Origin of the sequence: Massilia oculi (assembly GCF_003143515.1) — a bacterium.
Classification (GTDB): domain Bacteria; phylum Pseudomonadota; class Gammaproteobacteria; order Burkholderiales; family Burkholderiaceae_D; genus Telluria; species Telluria oculi.
Genome location: NZ_CP029343.1, coordinates 4,067,086 through 4,090,354 on the forward strand (window position 1 = coordinate 4,067,086; position 23,269 = coordinate 4,090,354).

Genomic DNA, 23,269 nt, shown 5'->3' on the forward strand with positions numbered 1-23,269 from the left:
ATCGCCTTTCACCGAGGAGACACATGAAAGCTACCGCCACCAGGCGCGCCGGCAAGCCGGCGCGTACCGCATTCCCGTTGAACCCGTTCGCCGCGGGCTGCGCCGTCCTGCTGTCGGCGCTGGCTGGCCAGGCCTTCGCGCAGGCATCGGGCAGCGAAGAGCAGACCGCCGTCGCACCGAATACCCCGACCGCCGCCGCCACCAGCGAAGTCATCGCCACCCCGGCGCCGACGCCGAGCGTCTCCACCGTCACCGTGACCGGCATCCGCCAGGGCATCGAGGCGGCGATCTCGGTCAAGCGCAATTCCAATTCCATCGTCGAAGCGATTTCGGCCGAAGACATCGGCAAGCTGCCCGATTCCTCGGTGGCCGAATCGATCGCGCGCCTGCCGGGCGTGACCGCCCAGCGCAGCCGCGGCTCGGGACGCGCTTCCGAAATCTCGGTGCGCGGCTTGTCGCCGAGCTTCAACGGCACCCTGCTCAACGGCCGCGAGATGGCCTCGACCGGCAACGCCCGCAATCCTGAATTCGACCTGTTCCCGTCCGAGCTGATGGGCGGCGTGGTGATCTACAAGACGCCGGACGCGAGCGTGATCGGCCAGGGCCTGGCCGCGACCATCGACCTCAAGACCGTGCAGCCGCTCGACTTCGGCAAGCGCGTCATCGCCGTCAACTACAAGAAGAGCCGCCTGGGCGTGCGCACCGCCGAAGAAGGCGACGGCGACCGCTTCTCGCTGTCGTACATCGACCAGTTCGCCAACCGCACGATCGGCGTGGCGGTCGGCCTGACCTCGTACGACGAGACCGGCGGCGAGCAGCGCAAGTACGACGCCTGGGGCGGCAGCGTGGCCGAGCTGCCGTACAACGGCCAGAACGTGCGCGTGCCGCTGGGCTTCACCGCCGACACCGAAACCGGCTACCACAACCGCGACGGCGCCTTCGCCTCGCTGCAATGGCGTCCGAACCGCAACTTCCGCTCGACGGTCGACCTGTTCTATTCGGCCGGCGAAACCGGCTTCAAGCGCAGCGGCCTGGAGGGCGCGGTCGGCGCCAACACCTCGGGCCTGTACGACCCGGCCGGCGTGCTGCAGAACGTCGTGGTGCAGAACGGCGTGGCCACCAGCGGCACCCTGACCAATTACAAGGCCGTGGTGCGCAACCACATCGAAGCGGCCGAGGACGACCTCAAGACCGTCGGCTGGAAGAACGAGCTGCGCGTGGGCGAGTGGGACACCAGCGCCGACATCACCTGGTCCAAGGCGACCAAGCTGAGCTCGCGCTACGAGACCACCGCCGGCCTGCCGGGCAATGCGGCCAACCTGGACACGATCTCGTGGACCGGTTTCAACGGCGGCAACTTCACCGACATCGCGTGGCGTACCGGCCTGAACTACGCCGATCCGAACGTCGCGCGGCTGACCGACGTCAACGGCTGGTCGGGTACGGCCGACAATCCGCTGGCCCAGGCCGGCTACCTGGCCCAGCCCTACATCGACGACAAGCTGAAATCGATCCGCCTGAACGCCAAGCGCGACCTCGAGTGGGGCCCGGTCTCGGCGATCCAGTTCGGCTACAACTACACCGACCGCGAAAAGACCCGTTCGGGCGACGAGGGTCGCCTGATGATCATCGGCGGCGACCGCTTCGGCGCCGTGCCGATGCCAGGCGCGTCCGCGAACACCGCCGGCACCACCGGCATCCCGATCGCCACCTGGAACCCGCTCGGCTCGCTGGGCACCGTGTACGAGCTGGCGCCGAAGGTCAATGCCGACATCCTCACCAAGATGTGGGACGTCAAGGAAACCGTGCAGACCGCCTATGTCATGGGTAACCTGAACGGCGAACTGTTCGGCCTGGAATACCGCGGCAACGTCGGCACCCAGTTCGTGCACACCAAGCAGATGGGCGGCGGCTACAACAGCGGCAACTGCACCGGCGAGACCGCCGACACCTGCCCGGTCGTGCGCGCCGTCGGCGAGCACGACTACTGGGACGTGCTGCCGAGCCTGAACCTGTCGTTCGACCTGAAGAACGATCAGCTGCTGCGCATGGGCGTGGCGCAAGTGCTGTCGCGTCCGACCCTGGACGACCTGCGCGGCGGTCTCGGCTTCAGCGTCAACACCGGCGTGGCCAATCCCTTCCTGAGCGGCGGCGGCGGCAACCCGATGCTGGAACCGTTCAAGGCCAAGTCGTTCGACCTGTCGTACGAAAAATACTTCGGCAAGAAGGGCTACGTCAGCGTCGCCGGCTTCTACAAGAAGCTCGACAGCTTCATCCTGCGCACCCCGGCCGAATACGACTTCGCGCCATGGGTCACGTCGACCACCCCGCTGCCGACCACCGGTCCATTCGCCGGTTCGACCATCGGCGTGCTGAACCGTCCTGAGAACGGCGAGGGCGGCAGCATCCGTGGCTACGAGCTGGCGGTGAACATTCCGCTGGAAATGGTGAGCTCGTGGCTGGACGGCTTCGGCATCCTGGCCAACCACTCGGATACCCGCTCGAAGATCGACCTGCCGGCCCTGGGCTTCGGCAACGTGCAGGTGCCGGCGCAGTCGATCCCGCTGCCGGGCCTGTCGCGCAAGGTCAGCAACCTGCGCCTGTACTACGAAAAGAACGGCTTCCAGGTCGCCGCCGCGGCGCGCAAGCGTTCGGACTTCCTGGGCCAGTCGCCGGACTTCTCGGACACGCTGCAGTACACCTTCGTCAAGGGCGAGACCATCGTCGATTTCCAGGTGTCGTACGAGATCCAGAAGGGCTTCGCCAAGGGGCTGTCGGTGTTCGCCCAGGCCAACAACTGGAACAACGCGCCGTACCAGGAATACACGGAGAACCGCGATTCGGTCACTCGCCGCGTCGAGTACGGCCGCACCTACCAGTTCGGCGCCAACTACAAGTTCTGAGAACCTGTGCCGGTAGGTGGGAGGAAGTTCATGCCGATGCATGGCGAGCGTGAGCAGCACAGCGCACGTTTGCCAGGCGCGGCAGGAACGACTCTCACCTGCCGGGATAGGTTCTAAGGCGGGCAGGACTACAATGCAACCCTCGCGGCCTTCGGCCCCGGGGGTTGTTTTTCTTGGAAGAGACGGCAGGAATAGATAATATGGAAAACCAGGCAATCAGGGACATCGTGATCGTCGGCGGCGGCACCGCCGGCTGGATGACGGCGGCGGCGCTCTCGAGCATGCTGAACGGCCGCTACAATATCCGGCTGGTCGAGTCGGACGAGATCGGCATCGTCGGCGTGGGCGAGGCGACGATCCCGATGATCCAGCGCTTCAACCGCGTGGTCGGCATCGACGAGAACGAGTTCATGCGCGAGACGATGGGCAGCTTCAAGCTGGGCATCGAGTTCGTCAACTGGGGCAAGCTGGGCGAGCGCTATATGCACGGCTTCGGCCGCATGGGCCAGGACCTGGCCACCGTGCCGTTCGAGCAGTACTGGCACAAGATGCGGGGGCTAGGCTTGGCCGCGCCGCTCGAGGAATATTCGATCACGCGCATGGCGGCCAAGGCCGGCAAGTTCATGCCGGCGCGCACGGACGTACCCAATTCGCCGCTGGCCGACATCGCCTACGCCTATCACTTCGACGCCAGCCTGTACGCGAAATACCTGAGAAAACTGTCCGAGGCGCGCGGCGTCACGCGCATCGAGGGCAAGATCGCGCGCGCCACCCTGCGCGAGCCGGACGGCTTCGTCGATGCGGTCGAACTCGAAAGCGGCCAGCGCATCGAAGGCGAGTTGTTCATCGACTGCTCGGGTTTCCGGGGCTTGCTGATCGAGGGGGCGCTCGAGACCGGCTACGAGGACTGGACCGGCTGGCTGCCGGCCGACCGCGCGCTGGCCGTGCCCTGCGAGTCGGCGCCGGCGATCACGCCGTTCACCCGCGCCACCGCGCACAAATCGGGCTGGCAGTGGCGCATCCCGCTGCAGCACCGCACCGGCAACGGCCACGTCTATTGCAGCCGCTTCATCAGCGACGACGAGGCGGCGGCCACGCTGCTGGCCAATCTCGACGGCCGCGCGCTGGCCGAGCCGCGCCTGATCAAGTTCCAGACCGGGATGCGCAAGCAGGCCTGGAACCGCAACGTGGTGGCGCTCGGGCTGTCGGGCGGCTTCCTGGAGCCGCTCGAGTCGACCAGCATCCACCTGATCCAGTCGGGCATCGCGCGCCTGGTCGAGCTGTTCCCGGACCGCCGCTTCAGCGACGTCGACCGCATCGAGTTCAACCGCCAGTCGCGTTTCGAGTACGAGCGCGTGCGCGACTTCATCATCCTGCACTACCACCTGAACCAGCGCACCGACTCGGCCTACTGGACCGAATGCGCGAACATGGCGATCCCGGAGACCTTGCGCCAGAAGATGGACCTGTACAAGTCGCGCGGCAAGGTGGTGCGGGTCGATAACGAGCTGTTCTCGGAAGTGGGCTGGCTGCAGGTGTTCGAAGGGCAGAACATGCCGATCGACGGCTACCACCCGCTGGCAGACACCCAGTCCGAGGCGGATATCGCCGACTACATGGCCAGCGTGCGCGACGTGATTCGCAAATGCGTGGACGTGATGCCGTCGCATGACGATTACATTGCGAAGCATTGCGCCGCCAGGAAATCCTAGCCGCCTCGCCAACTCCGCCGCACGGCCGCCCATGAGGCGGCTTTTTTTCGTCTGTTGTATGGCCGCATCAGTCCGCTCAACTTATCGATGTAGCAAATTTTCAGTCTGCCGGCCCCGTTGTCATCGATCTGAATGATTTACTACAGGAAGCGCACCACGATGGTGCATTTCAGTAAGGACGTGCCGGTTTTTAGAGCATTTGTAGCCCGACTACAGAGGCGCTGTATTGCCTTGTCTCTCTTAAACAACGAAAAAACCGTTAAATTACAATGTATTAGCGAAATCCATCGCCGAATCGTTGCTCTAAATAACTCCCGTTGACAGTGCATCTAGTTTTAATACAAAATTCCGACCAACGTTGATTTTGTCGCAAAAAAGCCGATCCCGGTCTGAGCAGGTGACGTCGGGACCATATCGTTCTATCTGAGGGGACACATGAAAAACATCGCCACCAAGCGTGCCGCATTCCAGCTGAGCCCGGTTGCCGCCGGCTGCGCCATCCTTGTCACGGTCCTGGCCGGCAGCGCCCAGGCGCAGACCGCCAGCACGGGTGAAGCCGCCACCCTGAATCCGGACGCGCCGGTGACCACCGTGACCGTGACCGGCATCCGCCGCGCGATCGAAGATGCGATCGCCGTCAAGCGCGAATCGACCGGCATCGTCGAAGCCATCTCCTCGGAAGACATCGGCAAGCTGCCGGACGTGTCGATCGCCGAGTCGCTGGCTCGCCTGCCGGGCCTGTCGGCCCAGCGCGTCAACGGCCAGGCCCAGTCGATCAGCATCCGCGGCACCTCGGGCGACCTGTCGACCGCGCTGCTCAACGGCCGCGAGCAGGTCACCACCAGCTCGGACCGCACCGTCGAATACGACCAGTACCCATCGGAACTGATCAACGCCGTCACCGTGTACAAGACCGGCGACGCCAGCGTGATCGGCCAGGGCCTGTCGGGCACGGTCGACCTGCAGACCATCAAGCCGCTGTCGCTGCGCGAGCGCGCCATCAGCGTCAACGTGCGTGGCGAAAAGAATTCGAAGGGCTCGGTCAGCGCCGGCTCGCCGGACACCGGCAGCCGCATCAGCGCTTCCTACATCGACCAGTTCGCCGACCGCACGCTCGGCGTGGCGATCGGCTATGCGCGCCAGGACAAGCCGAACGTGCACCAGCAGTTCGAGACCTGGGACTGGGTGGACGACACCAATGTAGTGCCGGGCACGACCGTCAAGGTGCCGAAGGGCATGAAGTCGATGGCCATCACCGGCGACCAGGTGCGCGACGGCCTGATGGGCGTGCTCGAATGGCGTCCGAACCGTAACTTCAGCTCGACCTTCGACGTCTATCACTCGCGCTTCGACCAGGAAGAAATCCGCCGCGGCATCGAGATGCCGCTGAAGGACGACGGCGAAGTGCGCTTCTCGAACGCCACCGTGGTCAACGGCACCGCGATCGCCGGCACCGCCAACAACGTCAATCCGGTGGTGCGCAACAACCGCATGACGCGCGACGACAAGCTGACCGCCTTCGGCTGGAACAACCGCTACAGCAACGGCGACTGGGTCGGCGTCATCGACATCAGCCGTTCCAAGGCCGACCACAAGGAGCAGCTGGTCGAGATCAACGCCGGCCGCGCCGCGCGCCAGACCCTGGGCTACAGCTACAACGGCGGCACCATCCCGCAACTGTCGCTGTCGGGCGTCTACGACGACCCGTCGCAGATCGCCATCGGCGGCCAGTTCGGCGAAGGCTACGTCAACGCCCCGAACATGACCGACAAGATGACCGCGCTGCGCGTCAGCGTCGAGCGCAAGTTCGCCGACGGTCCGTTCAGCAGCCTGGAAGTGGGCTACAACCACTCCAAGCGCGAGAAGGACAAGGAACACCTGGAGACCGGCTTCTCGAAGCTTGGCGACGGCACCTTCGCACCTAACGTGCTCAACGGTTCGCAGGGCCTGTATGCGCTCCAGAACTCGCTGAGCTGGGACATCGACGCCGTGCTGGCGAATAACTTCGGTCCATTCACCCCGGCGATCCTGGTGCCGTGGGGCGCGACCAAGAACTGGTCGATCGAAGAGAAGGTCAAGACCGGCTACGCCAAGCTGAACATCGACACCGAACTGATGGCAATGCCGCTGCGCGGCAATATCGGCATCCAGGTGATCGAGACCGACCAGAGCTCGACCGCGAACACGCTGCGCGCCTGGCCGTTCGCCGACCTGGTGCCGCTGACCGACGGCAAGAAGTACACCGACTACCTGCCGAGCCTGAACCTGGCCTGGAGCCTGCCCGACCAGCAGTTCATCCGCTTCGGCGCCGGCAAGACCATGGCGCGCGCCAAGCTGAACCAGCTGAACGCCGCCTTGGAAGTGGGCCTGACCGCGCAGACCACCGGCACCCCATGGGGCAACGGCGGCAACGCCCAGCTCGATCCATGGCGCGCCAAGCAGGCTGACTTGTCGTACGAAAAATATTTCGGCAACAAGGGCTATATCTCGGCCGCCGGCTTCTACAAGGATCTGTCCTCGTACATCTATACTGTGACCATGCCGCGCGACTTCTCGGAGTATCGCCTGGAAGGCGCCACCACGAACATCGGCACGCTGACCCAGCCGCGCAACGGCGAGGGCGGCAGCATCCGCGGCCTCGAGTTCGCCGTCTCGGCGCCGCTCGACATGCTGCATCCGATGCTCGACGGTTTCGGCGTCACCGCCAATGCCTCGTTCACCAACAGCCAGATCACGATCCTCGACCAGCGCTTCAGCGGCGTCAACATCCCGCTGCCGGGCCTGTCCAAGCGCGTGTTCAACGTCACCGCCTACTACGAGAAGGACGGTTTCTCGGCCCGCGTCAGCCAGCGCTACCGCAGCGACTTCGTGGGTGAAATCGGCGGCATCGGCGGTGCGACCGAGCTGACCTACGTGAAAGCTGATAAAGTGGTCGACCTGCAGCTGGGTTACGACTTCAAGCAGATCGAGGGCCTGTCGGTGCTGTTCCAGGTGAATAACCTGACCGACACCGCCTTCCGCAGCTACGCCGGCACCGAAGACCGTCCGCGCGGCTACAGCAAGTATGGCCGCCAGATGCTGCTCGGCCTGAACTACAAGCTGTAAGTATCGCGGTTCAATATGGGCACGCCGCCAGACCGCGGCAGCTGCCAGCCCTTGCAGGTGTTGCTTGCAGGGGCTTTTTGTTTTTTCGGATTTTGTGGTTTTGGCCCCATAATCCACGCCTGTTTAGTCCATGCATCGTCCTATTTAGCGCTTTGCGCGGGGCGACGGTGTAAACTATCGCTTTCGTTTCTACTTATTTAAGAGCAACTTCTTTATGTCTGACACCCCAATCCCATCGTTTTCCGACCTCAATCTTTCGGCGCCTGTCCTGAAAGCATTGAAAGACGTCGGCTACGAAACGCCGTCGCCGATCCAGGCTGCCACCATTCCTTTGCTGCTGGAAGGGCGCGACGTGTTGGGGCAGGCCCAGACCGGGACCGGCAAGACCGCGGCCTTCGCGCTGCCGATCCTGTCGAATATCGACGTCAAGAAAACGGCGCCGCAAGCGCTGGTGCTGGCGCCGACGCGTGAACTGGCGATCCAGGTCGCCGAAGCCTTCCAGAGCTATGCCGCCCATATCAAGGGCTTCCACGTGCTGCCCATCTACGGCGGCCAGAGCTATGGCCCACAACTGTCGAGCCTGCGCCGCGGCGTGCACGTGGTGGTCGGCACCCCGGGCCGCGTCATCGACCACATCGAGAAGGGCTCGCTCGACCTGTCGCAGCTGACCACCCTGGTGCTGGACGAAGCCGACGAAATGCTGCGCATGGGCTTCATCGACGATGTCGAGCAGATCCTGCAGCAAACCCCGGAAGGCCGCCAGACCACGCTGTTCTCGGCCACCATGCCGCCGGCGATCAAGCGCATCGCCAAGACCTATCTGCGCGATCCGGCCGAAGTGACCGTGGCCGCCAAGACCGGCACCGCCGACAATATCAAGCAGCGCTACTGGCTGGTGGCCGGGATGCACAAGCTCGACGCGCTGACCCGTATCCTCGAAGCCGAGCCGTTCGACGGCATGATCATCTTCGCGCGCACCAAGCTGGGCACCGAAGAGCTGGCGACCAAACTGCAGGCGCGCGGCTTCGCGGCCACCGCCATCAATGGCGACATGGCCCAGCAACAGCGCGAGCGCACCATCGAGCAGCTCAAGAACGGCAAGATCGACATCCTGGTGGCGACCGACGTCGCCGCGCGCGGCCTCGACGTCGAGCGCATCAGCCACGTGATCAACTACGACGTGCCGTCCGATCCCGAGAGCTACACCCACCGCATCGGCCGCACCGGCCGGGCAGGGCGCAGCGGCGACGCGATCCTGTTCATCACCCCGCGCGAGCGTGGCCTGCTTAAGGCCATCGAGCGCGCCACCCGCCAGCCGGTCGCGCCGCTCGAACTGCCGACCATCAAGGTGGTCAACGAAGTGCGCATTACCCGCTTCAAGGACCAGATCCGCACGGCCCTGGCCGAAGGCGGCCTGGAAGTGTTCCGTTCGCTGATCGAAGACATCGAGCGCGACGACAACGTGCCGGCGATCGATATCGCCGCCGCGCTGGCCAAGCTGGCGCGCGGCGACGAGCCGCTGCTCCTGCAAAAGCCCGATCGCGAAGCGCGTCCCGAGTTCGTGCCGTCGCAGCGCGAGTTCGGTGGCGGCGCCCAGGAGCGCGCGCCGCGCGCACCGCGTGGCGACTGGGAAGAGCGTCCAGCCCGTCCGGCGCGCGAACCGGGCTTCAAGAAAGAGCGCGTGATGCGCGATCCCGAACCGGGCATGGCGACCTTCCGCATCGAAGTCGGCTTTGCCCATGGCGCCAAGCCGGGCAATATCGTCGGCGCGATCGCCAACGAAGCCAACATCCCGTCCAAGCATATCGGCCGCATCGAGATCTATGACGACTACAGTACCCTCGACCTGCCGGACGACATGCCGAAGGACCTGGTCGAGCACCTGAAGACGATCTGGGTCGCGGGCCGCCAGCTGGCCATTACGCGTGACGGCGACACCCCGGCCACGCCGCCGGCCAAGAAGCCGTATGCCGCCAAGGGCGTCGAGCGTCGCCTCGGCGAAAAGCCGGCCGGCAAGAAGCCGCACCGCAAGGGTCAGGCATAATTTTCAGGTCAAACAATGGCTCTCGCTGTTGTTTGACTACAAAATCGAGTATTCACCCTGAGTCGTCGTGGCGTTCCCGCTATGGGAACGCCACGATTGACACTCAGAAACCACCATGTTATTTTGCTACAGATACGCTGGCCGGACTGTAGTCGTCTTTTTTCGTCCCTTCCGGTCCTGCACCGCATCCTGCACAAGGCACCGACGGCATGCTCTTCAGCGAGCGGCCGTGCACTCACACAAGAGAGAAGCCCGCCAGCCGGGCCAGATTGGGGACACACAATGGATATGCAATCGACCGTGGGGAAGCCGCGCCTGTCGTTCTGGCAGCTGTGGAACATGAGCTTCGGTTTCTTCGGCATCCAGTTCGGCTTCGCGCTGCAGAACGCCAATACCAGCCGCATCTTCGCCACCCTCGGCGCCGATCCGGACAACCTGGCCCTGTACTGGCTGGCCGCGCCGGTCACCGGTCTCCTGGTCCAGCCCATCATCGGCTACCTGAGCGACAATACCTGGCACCCGAAATGGGGCCGCCGCCGTCCCTTCTTCTTCGTCGGCGCGGTACTGGCCGCGATCGCGCTGTTCCTGATGCCTAACTCCACCGCGCTGTGGATGGCGGTCGCCGTGCTGTGGATGCTGGACGCGGCCATCAACGTGTCGATGGAGCCGTTCCGCGCCTTCGTGGGCGACAAGCTCGATCCGGCCCAGCAGACCGCCGGCTACGCGATGCAGACCTTCTTCATCGGCTGCGGCGCCGTCATCGCCTCGCTCCTGCCGACCTTCTTCGAAAGCATGGGTGTCTCGAACGCCGCCGTCGGCGGCACGATCCCGGACACCGTGCGCTACTCGTTCTACGCCGGCGGCCTGGTATTCTTCCTGGCCGTGAGCTGGACCGTGCTGTTCGCCGACGAGCTGCCGCCACCCGACCTGGAAGCCTTCCACAAGGAGCGCAAGGCTTCGCGCGGCGTGGGAACGATGTTCGTCGAGATCCTGGGCGGCTTCGGCAAGATGCCGCGCACCATGGTGCAGCTGGCCTTCGTGCAGTTCTTCACCTGGATCGCGCTGTTCGCGATGTGGATCTATACCGGCACCGCGATCGCCGACAACGTCTACGGCACGGTCGACGCCCAGTCGGCCGCCTACCAGGACGCCGGCAACTGGGTCGGCATCATGTTCGCCGTGTACAGCGGCGTGTCCGCGCTGGCCGCCTTCATCCTGCCGGTGTTCGCCCGCATGACCTCGCGCAAGATCGTGCACGCGACCTGCCTGGTCATCGGCGGCCTGTCGCTGGCCAGCGTCTTCCTGATCACCGATAAAGAAACGCTGGTGCTGCCGATGATCGGCATCGGCATCGCCTGGGCCTCGATCCTGACCATGCCGTACGCGATCCTGGCCGGCTCCCTGCCGGCCAAGCGGATGGGTTACTTCATGGGTCTGTTCAACTTCTTCGTCGTGATCCCGCAGATCGTCAGCGGCCTGCTGCTGGGCAGCGCCACCAAGTACCTGTTCGGCGGCCACGCGGTGCTGACCCTGATGCTGGGCGGCGGCTGCATGCTGGTCGCGGCGGTGCTGACCCTGTTCGTCACCGACAAGGCGGCGCCGGTCTCCAAGGCTTGATCCGCGCGGATTGCGCTCACAACCCGCCCACGCGCGCCGTCATTTTTGCGGCTGTCGTATCGTAATGTTTTACTAACATATTCGCCCCGGCCAGATCCGGCCTGGGGTGCCTATGTGAGCGCAAACTTACCCAGACAGGAGCACAGCATGACCATCCAGACCGTCGCGGCCACCCCGTTCGCCGGGCAGCGTCCCGGCACCTCGGGCCTGCGCAAGAAGGTGTTCGAGTTCCAGCAGCCCGGCTACCTCGAGAATTTTGTCGAATCCATCTTCCTGACCCTGGGCGAGGGCAAGTGCCGTCATCTGGTGGTGGGTGGCGACGGCCGCTATTTCAACCGCGAGGCGATCCAGACCATCCTGCGCATGGCCGCCGCGCACGGCGTCCAGAAGGTGCTGGTGGGCCGTGGCGGCATCCTGTCGACGCCGGCCGTGAGCTGCGTGATCCGCAAGCACGCCTGCCATGGCGGCATCGTGCTGTCGGCCAGCCACAACCCGGGAGGCCCGGATGGCGACTTCGGCATCAAGTACAACATCGAGAACGGCGGCCCGGCTCCCGAGAAGTTCACCGACGCCGTCTACGAACAGACAAGGACGCTGGGCGCCTACCGCATCAGCGATGCGCCGCCGGTCGACCTCGACCGGCTGGGCACGACCCGCATCGAGGACATGGCGATCGAGGTCATCGACCCGGTGGCCGACTACGCCGGGCTGATGGCGCGCCTGTTCGACTTCGATGCGATCCGCGCGCTGTTCGCGAGCGGCTTCCGGATGCGCTTCGACGCCATGCACGCGGTCTCGGGACCATACGCAAAGGCGGTACTCGAAGACCTGCTGGGCGCCCCCGCCGGCACCGTGGTCAACGGCCATCCGCTCGAAGACTTCGGTGGCGGACATCCCGATCCGAACCCGGTCAATGCGGCCGACCTGATCGCGGCGATGGCGGCGCCGGATGCGCCGGACTTCGGCGCCGCCTCGGACGGCGACGGCGACCGCAACATGATCGTGGGCCGCGGCATCGCCGTCACGCCGTCGGACAGCCTGGCCATCATCGCCGCCAACGCCACCGTGGCGCCGGGCTACGCGAACGGCATCACCGGCATCGCCCGCTCGATGCCGACGTCACAAGCGGCCGACCGCGTGGCCGAGGCGCTCGGCATCTCCTGCTTCGAGACGCCCACCGGCTGGAAGTACTTCGGCAACCTGATGGACGCCAACCTGGCCACCCTGTGCGGCGAGGAAAGCTACGGCACCGGCTCCATCCACATCCGCGAGAAGGATGGCCTGTGGGCCGTGCTGTTCTGGCTTAACCTGCTGGCCGCCCGCCGCCAGTCGGTCGGGGAGATCCTGCGCGCGCACTGGGCCCGCTTCGGCCGTAACTATTATTCGCGCCACGATTACGAGGCGGTCGACGCCTCGACAGCAGCCGCCATGATGGACGCGCTGCGCGCGCGCCTTCCCGAGCTGGCGGGCCAGACGCTCGACGGCCACCACGTGGCGCAGGCCGACGACTTCGAATATGCCGATCCGGTCGACGGCTCGGTCGCCAGCAGGCAGGGCATCCGCATCATCATGAGCGACGGTTCGCGCATCGTGCTGCGCCTGTCCGGCACCGGCACCGAAGGCGCCACCGTCCGCCTCTACCTTGAACGCTTCGAGGCCGATCCGGCGCGCCACGACCTCGACACCCAGCAAGCCTTGCAGGGCCTGATCGGCGTGGCCGAGAGCGTATCGGGCCTGCGCCAGCGTACCGGCCGGGGCGAACCCACCGTCATCACCTGACACCCAACCAACCACACAGGAAACCGCATGAAATTACCCGTCCTTGCCGCCTCCATGTTGATCGCCTTCGGCGCGCTGTCGTCCGCCTCGTCTGCCACCGCACAGACGAAAGCGCCTGCCGGAAAACCCTTCGTCTGGGAAAACGCGACCGTCTACTTCCTGCTGACGGACCGCTTCAACAACGGCAATCCGGCCAACGACAAGGCGTATGGCCGCAAGGACGACGCAGCAGTCATGCGCGGCTTCATGGGCGGCGACATCGCCGGCATCACGGCGAAGATCAAGGAAGGGTATTTCACCGACCTGGGCGTGAACGCGATCTGGTTCACGCCGGTCGTCGAGCAGATCCACGGCTCGACCGACGAGGGCACCGGCAAGAGCTATGGCTTCCACGGCTACTGGGCGAAGGACTTCACCGCGCTGGACGCGGCCTTCGGCACCGAGGCCGAACTGAAGGAACTGGTCGACACGGCGCACGCGAACGGCATCCGCATCGTGTTCGACGTGGTGATGAACCACACCGGCCCGGTCACGCCGCAGGATCCGGTGTGGCCGGCATCGTGGGTGCGCACCGGTCCGCAGTGCACCTACAAGGATGCGCGCACCACGATCGATTGCACGCTGGTGGCGAACCTGCCGGACTTCCTCACCGGCAGCAATGCCAGCGTCGAGCTGCCGCCGCACCTGGTGGCGAAATGGAAGAAGGAAGGGCGCTACGAGCGCGAAGTCAGGGAATTGGACGACTTCTTCAAGCGCACCGGCTATCCGCGCGCGCCGCGTTACTACCTGATGAAATGGCATGCGGACTGGGTGCGCAAGTACGGCATCGATGGCTTCCGCGCCGACACCGTCAAGCACACCGAGCCTGGCCTGTGGAAGGAACTCAAGCAGGAAGCCAGCCTCGCCTTCGAAGACTGGAAGCGCGCCAATCCGAAGCAGCGCCTGGGCGATGACAAGTTCTGGATGGTGTCCGAGGTCTACAACTACGAGATCAAGCACGCGCGCAAGTTCGACCTGGGCGGCGGCGACTTCGTCGATTACCTGGACCAGGGCTTCGACAGCATGATCAGCTTCAGCCTGCGCAGCGACGCCAAGCAGCCCTACGAAAAAATCTTCTCGGATTATTCGAAGATCCTGCAAGGCGAGATGAAGGGTTATTCGGTCCTGAACTACATCAGCTCGCACGACGACGGCAGCCCCTTCGATCCGCTGCGCGAGCGCCCGTTCGAATCGGCCAACAAGCTGCTGCTGGCGCCGGGCGCCGCCCAGATCTACTACGGCGACGAGACCGCGCGCATCCTGCGCGTCGAAGGCGCCGAGGGCGACGCCACCCTGCGCTCGTTCATGAACTGGGACGAGCTGAAAACGAACGCCGGGCGCGGCATGCACCGTGTGGCCGACATCCGCGCGCACTGGGCGCGCCTGGGACGCTTCCGCGCCGCCCACCCGGCCGTCGGCGCCGGCGTGCACCAGATGATCAGCCACAGCCCCTACACCTTCAAGCGCACCTGGGAACGCAGCGGCGTGAGCGACCGCGTGGTGGTGGCGCTCGACCTGCCGGGCGGCCAGCCGGCCACGATCCAGGTCGGCGGCGTGTTCCACGACGGCGCCACGGTGCGTGACTGGTACACCGGCAAGACCGCCGTGGTCAAGGGCGGCCAGGTGCGCTTCGACACCGCCGCGCCGGTGGCGCTGATCGCCCAGGATTGAGCAGTCGACCCATGCCTGTTGCATGAATCCTGCCGCGCGGAATTCCCAGCCGCGCGGCCGCTGCCTGCGTTCGAAGACTGCTAAGCTGGCAACACAGTCAATTTTTACGGAACCGCGCGCCGACCGAGCGCGCGGCCGTGGCGCGCCGCTGATGTGCGCTGGCGCGGAAGGGGGAGCGAGCATGGGCAGCAATGCAAGAGCAGGAATGAGCTACCGCCCGGTACGGGGCACGGCGCGTCGGCTGGCGCAGGCAGGCGATGCGCATGCCCGCCTGACCGCTTCGCCCGATCCCAAGCTCGATTACATCACGCGGCTGGCGGTGCAGGCCACCGGCGCCGGCATCGGCGGCATCAGCCTGATGTTCAAGTCGCAGATATGGCTGCCTTCGCATATCGGCATCAGGGAAAGTTACGTCCAGCGCGCCGGTTCCTTCTGTGATCGCGCGGTCGCGGACGGCAACGACTGGTTCGAGGTGGAAGACGCCCGCTTCGATCCGCGCTTCGCCGCCAATCCGCTGGTGGCCGGGGCGCCGCACTACCGCCACTACGCCGCCGTGCCGTTGCGCAGCGAGAGCGAGCACCTGCTGGGCAATCTGTGGGTAATGAGCACCGTGCCGCGCACCCTCGACGCCGCCCAGGCCGAGCAGCTGCGGCTGATGGGCCGCATCGTGGTCGACATGCTGGAGCTGCGCTACTGCGATCCGGTGACCGGCATGTTCAACCGCGCGGTATTCCTGCATCAGTTGCAGCGCCTGCTGGCCGGCCGCGATGGGCAGACGGTCACGGTCGGCCTGGTCGATCTGATCGGATTCCGCCAGGTGAACGAGCTGTTCCGGCGCGAGACGGGCGACCGCATCCTGCGCCTGATGGGCAAGCGTCTCGAAGGCTGGGTCGACGGCGCGCTGTTCGGCCACCTGGGCGCCGACCAGTTCGCGTTCGCGCTGCTGTCGCCGCCGCAGGACGAGCCGGCCTGGGTGCAGCGGCTGTGCGCCGCCATCGACCAGCCGTTCGAGGTCGAGCCGGGCAATATGCACACGCTGCACGCGCGCATCGGCTTGCGACGCCAGGCGCTTCCGTGCGAGGAAGACGCCGGCGGCCTGCTCGATACCGCGGATATCGCGGCGTCCACGATCCGCCAGCACCAGGGCGCGAGCGCGGTGCACGAGTACGACGCGGCGCTGATGGCGCGCGCGCGCCTGCGCTACGAGCTGCGCGAGGCGATCCGCGGCGCGCTGCGCTTCGGCCGCCTGGAAGTGCATTACCAGCCGCAGGTCGACGTCGCCCAGGGGCGCCTGATCGGACTGGAGGCGCTGGTGCGCTGGCGCCATCCGGTGTATGGCCTGGTGGGGCCGGCGATGTTCGTGCCGCAGGCCGAGAGCTCGGGCCGCATCTTCGAACTCGACATGCACGTGCTGGACCTGGTCTGCCAAGACCTGATGGGATGGCGCGCGCGCGGCCGCGTAGTGCCGCCGGTGGCGCTCAATTTTTCGCGCGCTTCGCTGATGCATTCCCAGATCTTCGCGCGCCTGGCCGACATCCTCGAGGCGACCGGCGTGCCGGGCGATCTGCTCGAATTCGAGGTCACCGAAAGCCTGCTGCTCGATTCGCCGCAACTGCTGCACCAGCGCGTGTCGGCGCTGCGCGCGCTCGGGGTGCGGGTGGCGGTCGACGACTTCGGCACCGGCTATTCGAATCTCGATGCCCTCAACAGCTTCCCCTTCGACCGCCTCAAGGCCGACCGTCGCTTCGTGCACGGCGTGGCGAGCGACGCCCGCACCGCCGGCGTGTTCGCCCTGATCCAGGGCATCGCCGCCGTGTTCGACGCCGAGCTGCTGTGCGAGGGGTTGGAGGACGAGGCCGACCTGTCCTGGCTGGCCGAGCGCGGCGTGCACTGCGTGCAGGGCTGGTATTTCAGCCGCGCGCAGCCGGCGCCGGCGATTGAGGAGGTGCTGCAGCGCTTCCAGCACGCGCAGGCGGCGCCGCTGTCGGTGCCCGCAATGCGCGCCTTGCTGGCCTGACTTTCTTGCATATCGAATCAGTGGCGATCCGGGTTAGACTGGTGACTCCGTCGACTTTGCACAGATTGCCATGCCAGTCTTTACACGCATTGCCCGCGCTGCCGCGGGAATGAGTTTCGCCCTCGCGCTGCTGCCGGTCCAGGCGTTCGCCCAATCCGCGTCCGAGCCGGTCTATGGTCCCGAGCTGGAAGAGTTCAAGTACCCCGAACCGACGCAGCAATACCGGTTCAAGTCGCAGGGCGTCGATCTCTCGATGACCTATATGGACGTCAAGCCGGCCAGGCCGAACGGCCGCACGGTGGTGCTCATGCACGGCAAGAACTTCTGCGGCGCGACCTGGGACGGCACCACCAAGGCCCTGACCCAGGCCGGCTACCGTGTCGTGGTGCCCGACCAGGTCGGCTTCTGCAAGTCGACCAAGCCGCAACACTACCAGTACAGCTTCCAGCAACTGGCCGACAATACCCGCAAGCTGCTCGAGTCGATCGGCGTGAAGAAGGCGATCGTCATCGGTCACTCGACCGGCGGCATGCTGGCCACGCGCTATGCGCTGATGTATCCGGAGCTGACCGACCAGCTGGTGATGATCAACCCGATCGGCCTGGAAGACTGGAAAAACCTCGGCGTGCCGTCGCTGGGCGTGGACAAATGGTATGAGCGCGAGCTGAAGACCTCGGCCGAACGCGTGCGCGAGTACGAGCGCACCACTTATTACAACGGCCAGTGGAAGCCGGAGTACGAGGTGTGGGTGCAGATGCTGGCCGGTATGTACCGCGGCAAGGGCAAGGAAATCGTGGCCTGGAATTCGGCGCTGATCTACGACATGATCTATACGCAGCCGGTGGTCCACGAGTTCCCGCTCGTCAAAGTGCCGACCTTCCTGTTGATGGGACTGAAGGACACGACGGCGATCGGCAAGGACGCGGCGCCGGCCGCGATCCGTCCGAAGCTGGGTAACTACACGGTGCTGGCGCAGAAGACGAAGGAGGCGATTCCGGGTTCGACGCTGGTGACCTTCCCCGAGATGGGGCATGCGCCGCAGATGCAGGATCCGGTGAAGTTCCACAAGGCGCTGGTGGAAGGATTGGTGCGCTGACGGCCGCCTGACCATGCCTGGCCGGCGCTGCGGGAGCGGCCGCCGGCCCCATTCTCTTGTAATTCGTTCAATGGTATCCTTGCACGATGACCGTTGACCCAGACACCAAACTGAAACCCGCGCGCGCCGCCTTCGCCGACGGCCCGCGCCTGCTGGCAGACATCGGCGCGACCCATGCGCGTTTCGGTCTCGAGACCGCGCCCGGGGTCCTCTCCCAGGTCACCGTGCTGCGCTGCGACGACTACGACGGCATCGTCCCGCTGCTGCACGCCTACCTGGCCGAGCATCCCAACCAGCGCATCAGCCACGCGGCCTTCGCGCTGGCCAATCCGATCAGCGGCGATTTCATCCGCATGACCAATCGCGACTGGCAGTTCTCGACCGACGAGGTGCGCCGCGCGCTGGGACTGTCGACACTCCTGATCGTGAACGACTTCACCGCGCTGGCGATGGCGCTGCCCGGCTTCCAGCCGAAGGACTTGCTGCAGGTGGGCGGCGGGCAGGCGCAGACGCATGCGGTGTCGGGCGTGCTCGGTCCCGGCACGGGCCTGGGCGTGTCGGGCGTGATCCCGACCATCGACGGCTTCGTGACCCTGGGCAGCGAGGGCGGCCACGTCAATTTCGCGCCGAGCGACGAGCGCGAATTCGCGATCCTGCAATATGCCTGGCGCGAATGGAAGCACGTTTCGAACGAGCGCCTGATCTCGGGACCGGGCATCGAACTGATCTACCGCGCGCTGGCGCAAAGGAACGGTGTGGAGGCGCCAGCGCGCAGCACCGCGGACATCATGGGCGGCGCGCTCGACGGCGGCGACGCCCTGTGCCTGGAGGTGCTGGAAACGTTCGCCGGCATGCTGGGCAGCGCCGCCGCCAACCTGGCGGTGACCCTGGGCGCCTTCGGCGGCATCTTCATCGGCGGCGGCATCGTGCCGCGCATGGGCGAGTGGTTCGCCGGTTCTCCGTTCCGGACCCGCTTCGAGGCCAAGGGCCGCTTCACCGACTACATCGCCCAGATCCCGACCTTCGTCATCATGACGCCGAACCCGGCCCTGTACGGCGTCTCCGCGATCCTGTCCGAGCACCTGCGCGGCCGCAGCGGCGCCAACACGCTGATGGACCGCGTGCAGCAACTGCGCCACGAACTGTCGCCGGCCGAGCAGCGCGTGGCGAGCCTGGTGGTCGACCATCCGCGCAAGGTGCTGTCCGAACCGATCGCCGAGATCGCGCGCCTGGCCGATGTGAGCCAGCCGACCGTGATCCGCTTCTGCCGTTCGCTGGGCTTCCAGGGCCTGGCCGAGTTCAAGCTGAAATTCGCCGGCAGCCTGACCGGCACCATCCCGGTGCGCCACAGCCAGGTGCGCGTCACCGACAGCACCCACGACCTGTCGGCGAAGGTGATCGACAACACGGTGTCGGCGATCCTGAAGTTCCGCGACGCGCTCGACGTGCATGCGATCGACCGCGCGATCGAGCTGCTGCGGCGCGCGCGCCGGGTCGAGTTCTACGCGATGGGCAATTCGCGCGCGGTGGCGCTGGACGGCCAGCACAAGTTCTTTCGCTTCCGCATCCCGGCCGCGCTGTATGGCGATTCGCACCTGCTGAACCTGGCCGCCGGCCTGCTGGGACCGGGCGACCTGGTGATCGCGATCTCCACCGGCGGCCAGCTGCCCGACCTGCTGGAGGCGGTCGACACCGCGCGCGCGCAAGGCGCCGACGTCATCGCCATCACCAGCAGCAAGTCGCCGCTGGCGAAGAAGGCCAGCGTGTGCCTGGCGGTCGACCACAGCGAGGACAGCACCACCTTCCTGTCGATGATCTCGCGCATCCTGCAGCTGCTGCTGATCGACATCATGTCGGTCGGGATCTCGCTTGGGGCGCAAGGGGAGGGCAGCCAGGGTAGCCAGAACGACATCGAGCAGCGCCGGCTGCTGATCTCGCACCTGGATATCTAACTCTGTCATGGCATTGTCACGGCGCGCCGTGACAATGCGGACAAGTCAGGCAACTGGAGACAGCCCATGTGGCACCCACCATCCCCGCGCATCCTCGGCTGCGTATTCGTCGCGCTGCTGGCGGCCGGCTGCGCCAGCCACGACCTGAAGAATCCGGGCCCGGCCTGGCCCACTTCGCCCAGCGTCATCGCCCACCGCGGCGCATCGGCCCTGCGTCCCGAGCACACGCTGGCCGCCTACCGCAAGGCGATCGAGGACGGCGCCGACAGCATCGAGCCCGACCTGGTGGCGACCCGCGACGGCGTGCTGGTGGCGCGCCACGAGAACGAGATATCCGGCACCACCAACGTTGCTGAACTGGCGCAATTCGCGCACCGCAAGGCCAGCAAGGCCATCGACGGCGTCGTGGTCAGCGGCTGGTTCACCGAAGACTTCACCCTGGCCGAACTCAAACATCTGCGCGCCCGCGAGCGTATTCCCGCCAACCGGCCGGGCAACGTGAAATACGACGGCCAGAACGCGATCCCGACACTGCAGGAAATCATCGACCTGGTCGACAGCGAGAGCCATGCGCGCAACAAGACCATCGGCCTGGTCCCGGAGCTGAAGCACCCAAGTTATTTCAAGTCGATCGGCCTGCCGCTCGAGCGGCGCCTGGTGGACCTGCTGGAGGCGAACGGCTACCGCGGTCGCGATGCGGCCGTGTTCATCCAGTCTTTCGAAACCGGCAACCTGAAGGAACTACGCACGATGGCCGGCTACCGCCTGGTGCAACTGGTCGGTCCGAGCGGCGCGCCCCACGATGCGATCGAGGACGGCAGCGGCCTGACCTATGCCGACATGATCACGCCGGACGGACTGCGCGCCATCGCGCGCTATGCCGATGTGGTGGCGCCGTACAAGACCATCGTCATCCCGCGCGACGCGGCCGGCGCGCTGGGCATGCCGACCCGCTTTGTCCAGGATGCGCGCGGCGCCGGGCTGGCGGTCCACGTGTGGACCATGCGGCCCGAGAATCCCTTCCTGCCGACCGGCTTGCGCGCCGCGCCTGCCGCCTCGCCCAGCCAGCGCGGCGATGCGGCGGAAGAGATTCGCGCTTATCTCGAAGCGGGCGTGGACGCGGTATTCAGCGACGATCCGGCGACCGGGCGTGCTGCAATAGATGCACTAAGGAAACATTAGCTTCATTTGATAATTCCTTTTGACAGCAGATCGTATTGACGTTTGACAGGGCCGTGCGTAAAAGCGTCTACGCCACGCAACGCTCGCAGTGGAAACAGTAGTTTCCACTAGGAACCCCATGTAAGATTCGGCCATGGACGTCCCCATCCCCGGCGCTCCACGATCGTCCCGGCCTCGACCCGCCGCCCCTGAACCGGTATTTGGAAGAGCACCATCATCGTCACCTACGCACACAACGAACAGGCCCGCCTTGCCGCGCTGGCCGCGCTTCAAATCCTCGACACGCCCATGGAAACGCGCTTCGACCGGTACACCCGGCTTGCCGCGATGACCTTCGGCGTGCCGATCGCGCTGGTGTCGCTGGTCGATGCCGAGCGCCAGTGGTTCAAGTCGCGGGCCGGGCTCGAAGCGCAGGAGATGCCGCGCTCGATCTCGTTCTGCAGCCATGCGGTGCAGGCGCGCGAACTGCTGGTGGTGGAAGACGCGGCGTGCGATCCGCGCTTCGCCGACAATCCGCTGGTGACGGGAGAGCCGCACGTCCGCTTCTATGCCGGCCAGCCGGTCTACAGCGATGGCCAGGCGGTGGGCACGCTATGCATCATCGATCGCGTCCCGCGCGGCTTCAGCGCCGAGGAGCGCCAGGTGCTGGAGGACCTGGCCGTGCTGGTCGAAACCGAACTGAATCACATGAAGGCGGTGATGGCGCGCATGCTCGCCGAGCAGGCGCTCAAGTCGCTCAACACCGAACTCGAAGCCCGCATCGCCGCCCGCACCGCCGAGCTGGAAGAGCGCGTGGCCGAGTCCATGCGCATCCGCCAGCAGCTGGAAGAAAAGCAGGAGCTGCTGGACGCGGTGCTGGAATCGATCGACGTCGGCGTGGTCGCCTGCGACGCCGACGGCCGCCTGACGCTGTTCAACCGCGCCGCGCGCGATTTCCATGGCCTCGACCTGAAGGCGGTCGCGCCAAGCGAATGGTCGCAGTACTACTCGCTCTACCACGCCGACGGCCGCACGCCGCTGACGATGGACGAGGTGCCGCTGGTGCGCGCGCTCAAGGGCGAGGTGGTGCGCGACGGCGCGATGGTGATCGCGCCGAGCAAACGCGATCCCTATACGCTGATGGCCAGCGGCCGGCCGCTGCGCAATGCCCAGGGCAAGACCCTCGGCGCGGTGGTGGCGATGAAGGACATCACCGAACTGAAGGCCTCGAAAGACCGCTTGATCGAGAGCGAAGAGCGCCTGCGCACCATCACCGACAACCTGCCGGTGCTGATCGCCCATCTCGACCAGGACCACCGTTACGTTTTCGCCAACGCGGTGCACCAGTCCTGGCTGGGCAAGGCGTCCGATCAGGTGGTGGGCCAGACCATGGTCGAGGCCTTCGGCGAGGAATACTGGTCGCAGCAGCAGGAAGCGCTGAGGGATGCCTGGGAAGGCAAGGCTTCGCAGTGCGAGCACGACATCGTGCGCAAGAAGCACATCCGCATCGTGCACACGACCTTCCTGCCGCATCTACGCGATGGCAAGGTGATCGGCGTCTACATCCTGACCACCGACGCCACCGCGGCGCGCATGCACGAGCGTAACCTGCACGCGCTGGCCCACACCGACGCGCTGACCGGCATCCCGAACCGGCGCCAGTTCGAGCTGGCGCTGCAGGCGGCGGTGCAGCGCGCGCCGCAGCGCGAGCGCGCCTTTGCCCTGCTGTACCTGGACATCGACCATTTCAAGCAGATCAACGACAGCCACGGCCATGCGGTGGGCGACATGGTGCTGGTGGAGTTCGCGCGCCGCGTGCGCAACGTGGTGCGCAGCTCCGACCTGGTGGCGCGCCTGGCCGGCGACGAATTCACGGTGCTGCTCGACGAAGTCGGCTCGCCGCGCGACGTCGAGCTGGTGGCCAAGAAGATCATGCAGGCAATGGAAGCGCCGTTTGTGGTCGGCAACCATGCGATTCCCGTGGGCGCCACCATCGGCGTCGGCCTGGCCGACGCGCCGGGCGTCACGGCGCAGGCGATCAGCGAGCTGGCTGACGGCGCGCTGTACGAGGCCAAGGGCATGGGCCGCAATACCTTTGCCATCGCAAGGCTGGCTGACGCGCTGGCGCTCGACGCCGCCTGACCCCTGGGGTCGGCGGCGAAGCCGGCTGCGC

The 23,269-nt window shown here is 65.9% G+C and carries 12 protein-coding genes; all 12 read left to right on the forward strand.

All coding sequences use genetic code 11. The features are described from left to right. Positions 1 to 23 precede the first annotated feature (23 nt). On the forward strand, positions 24 to 2,903 hold the full coding sequence (locus DIR46_RS18410; protein WP_109346533.1) for a TonB-dependent receptor: 2,880 nt from the start codon (positions 24 to 26) through the stop codon (positions 2,901 to 2,903). A gap of 200 nt (positions 2,904 to 3,103) precedes the next feature. Further along, complete coding sequence (locus DIR46_RS18415) at positions 3,104 to 4,615, forward strand: tryptophan halogenase family protein (protein ID WP_109346534.1); 1,512 nt, start codon at positions 3,104 to 3,106, stop codon at positions 4,613 to 4,615. A 435-nt stretch (positions 4,616 to 5,050) separates the two neighbouring features. Beyond that, a complete protein-coding gene (locus DIR46_RS18420; RefSeq protein ID WP_109346535.1) occupies positions 5,051 to 7,720 on the forward strand; it encodes a TonB-dependent receptor in 2,670 nt (889 codons plus the stop codon). Positions 7,721 to 7,934: 214 nt separating this feature from the next. After that, positions 7,935 to 9,764, forward strand: a complete 1,830-nt coding sequence (locus DIR46_RS18425) for a DEAD/DEAH box helicase (protein WP_109346536.1) — start codon at positions 7,935 to 7,937, stop codon at positions 9,762 to 9,764. A 282-nt stretch (positions 9,765 to 10,046) separates the two neighbouring features. Continuing rightward, positions 10,047 to 11,381: an MFS transporter gene (locus DIR46_RS18430; RefSeq protein ID WP_109346537.1), complete on the forward strand. Its 1,335-nt coding sequence runs from the start codon at positions 10,047 to 10,049 to the stop codon at positions 11,379 to 11,381. 147 nt (positions 11,382 to 11,528) lie between these two features. Next, a complete protein-coding gene (locus tag DIR46_RS18435; RefSeq protein WP_109346538.1) occupies positions 11,529 to 13,160 on the forward strand; it encodes an alpha-D-glucose phosphate-specific phosphoglucomutase in 1,632 nt (543 codons plus the stop codon). Between the two features lie 27 nt (positions 13,161 to 13,187). After that, positions 13,188 to 14,870 carry an alpha-amylase family glycosyl hydrolase gene (locus tag DIR46_RS18440; protein WP_109346539.1) on the forward strand — a complete coding sequence of 561 codons (1,683 nt, stop codon included), beginning with the start codon at positions 13,188 to 13,190 and terminating at the stop codon, positions 14,868 to 14,870. Between the two features lie 205 nt (positions 14,871 to 15,075). After that, complete coding sequence (locus DIR46_RS18445; RefSeq protein ID WP_229446303.1) at positions 15,076 to 16,887, forward strand: putative bifunctional diguanylate cyclase/phosphodiesterase; 1,812 nt, start codon at positions 15,076 to 15,078, stop codon at positions 16,885 to 16,887. Between the two features lie 70 nt (positions 16,888 to 16,957). Further along, the gene (locus tag DIR46_RS18450; protein ID WP_109346540.1) at positions 16,958 to 17,983 is read left to right on the forward strand and encodes an alpha/beta fold hydrolase; all 1,026 of its coding nucleotides are present in this window, start codon (positions 16,958 to 16,960) and stop codon (positions 17,981 to 17,983) included. Between the two features lie 86 nt (positions 17,984 to 18,069). Next, on the forward strand, positions 18,070 to 19,935 hold the full coding sequence (locus tag DIR46_RS18455) for a glucokinase (RefSeq protein WP_109346541.1): 1,866 nt from the start codon (positions 18,070 to 18,072) through the stop codon (positions 19,933 to 19,935). Between the two features lie 66 nt (positions 19,936 to 20,001). Then, entirely contained in the window at positions 20,002 to 21,117 is a 1,116-nt protein-coding gene (locus DIR46_RS18460; RefSeq protein ID WP_109346542.1) for a glycerophosphodiester phosphodiesterase, read from the forward strand. A 288-nt stretch (positions 21,118 to 21,405) separates the two neighbouring features. Then, on the forward strand, positions 21,406 to 23,238 hold the full coding sequence (locus tag DIR46_RS18465) for a sensor domain-containing diguanylate cyclase (RefSeq protein WP_109346543.1): 1,833 nt from the start codon (positions 21,406 to 21,408) through the stop codon (positions 23,236 to 23,238). The last annotated feature ends 31 nt before the right edge of the window (positions 23,239 to 23,269 follow it).

Excerpts from the sequence above, each read along its gene's own strand:
- DIR46_RS18455 (WP_109346541.1), top strand. The coding sequence starts at position 18,070 with ATGACCGTTGACCCAGACACCAAACTGAAACCCGCGCGCGCCGCCTTC.
- DIR46_RS18435 (WP_109346538.1), top strand. The coding sequence starts at position 11,529 with ATGACCATCCAGACCGTCGCGGCCACCCCGTTCGCCGGGCAGCGTCCC.
- DIR46_RS18415 (WP_109346534.1), top strand. The coding sequence starts at position 3,104 with ATGGAAAACCAGGCAATCAGGGACATCGTGATCGTCGGCGGCGGCACC.
- DIR46_RS18465 (WP_109346543.1), top strand. The coding sequence starts at position 21,406 with ATGGAAACGCGCTTCGACCGGTACACCCGGCTTGCCGCGATGACCTTC.
- DIR46_RS18450 (WP_109346540.1), top strand. The coding sequence starts at position 16,958 with ATGCCAGTCTTTACACGCATTGCCCGCGCTGCCGCGGGAATGAGTTTC.
- DIR46_RS18445 (WP_229446303.1), top strand. The coding sequence starts at position 15,076 with ATGAGCTACCGCCCGGTACGGGGCACGGCGCGTCGGCTGGCGCAGGCA.
- DIR46_RS18430 (WP_109346537.1), top strand. The coding sequence starts at position 10,047 with ATGGATATGCAATCGACCGTGGGGAAGCCGCGCCTGTCGTTCTGGCAG.
- DIR46_RS18460 (WP_109346542.1), top strand. The coding sequence starts at position 20,002 with ATGTGGCACCCACCATCCCCGCGCATCCTCGGCTGCGTATTCGTCGCG.
- DIR46_RS18410 (WP_109346533.1), top strand. The coding sequence starts at position 24 with ATGAAAGCTACCGCCACCAGGCGCGCCGGCAAGCCGGCGCGTACCGCA.
- DIR46_RS18425 (WP_109346536.1), top strand. The coding sequence starts at position 7,935 with ATGTCTGACACCCCAATCCCATCGTTTTCCGACCTCAATCTTTCGGCG.
- DIR46_RS18420 (WP_109346535.1), top strand. The coding sequence starts at position 5,051 with ATGAAAAACATCGCCACCAAGCGTGCCGCATTCCAGCTGAGCCCGGTT.
- DIR46_RS18440 (WP_109346539.1), top strand. The coding sequence starts at position 13,188 with ATGAAATTACCCGTCCTTGCCGCCTCCATGTTGATCGCCTTCGGCGCG.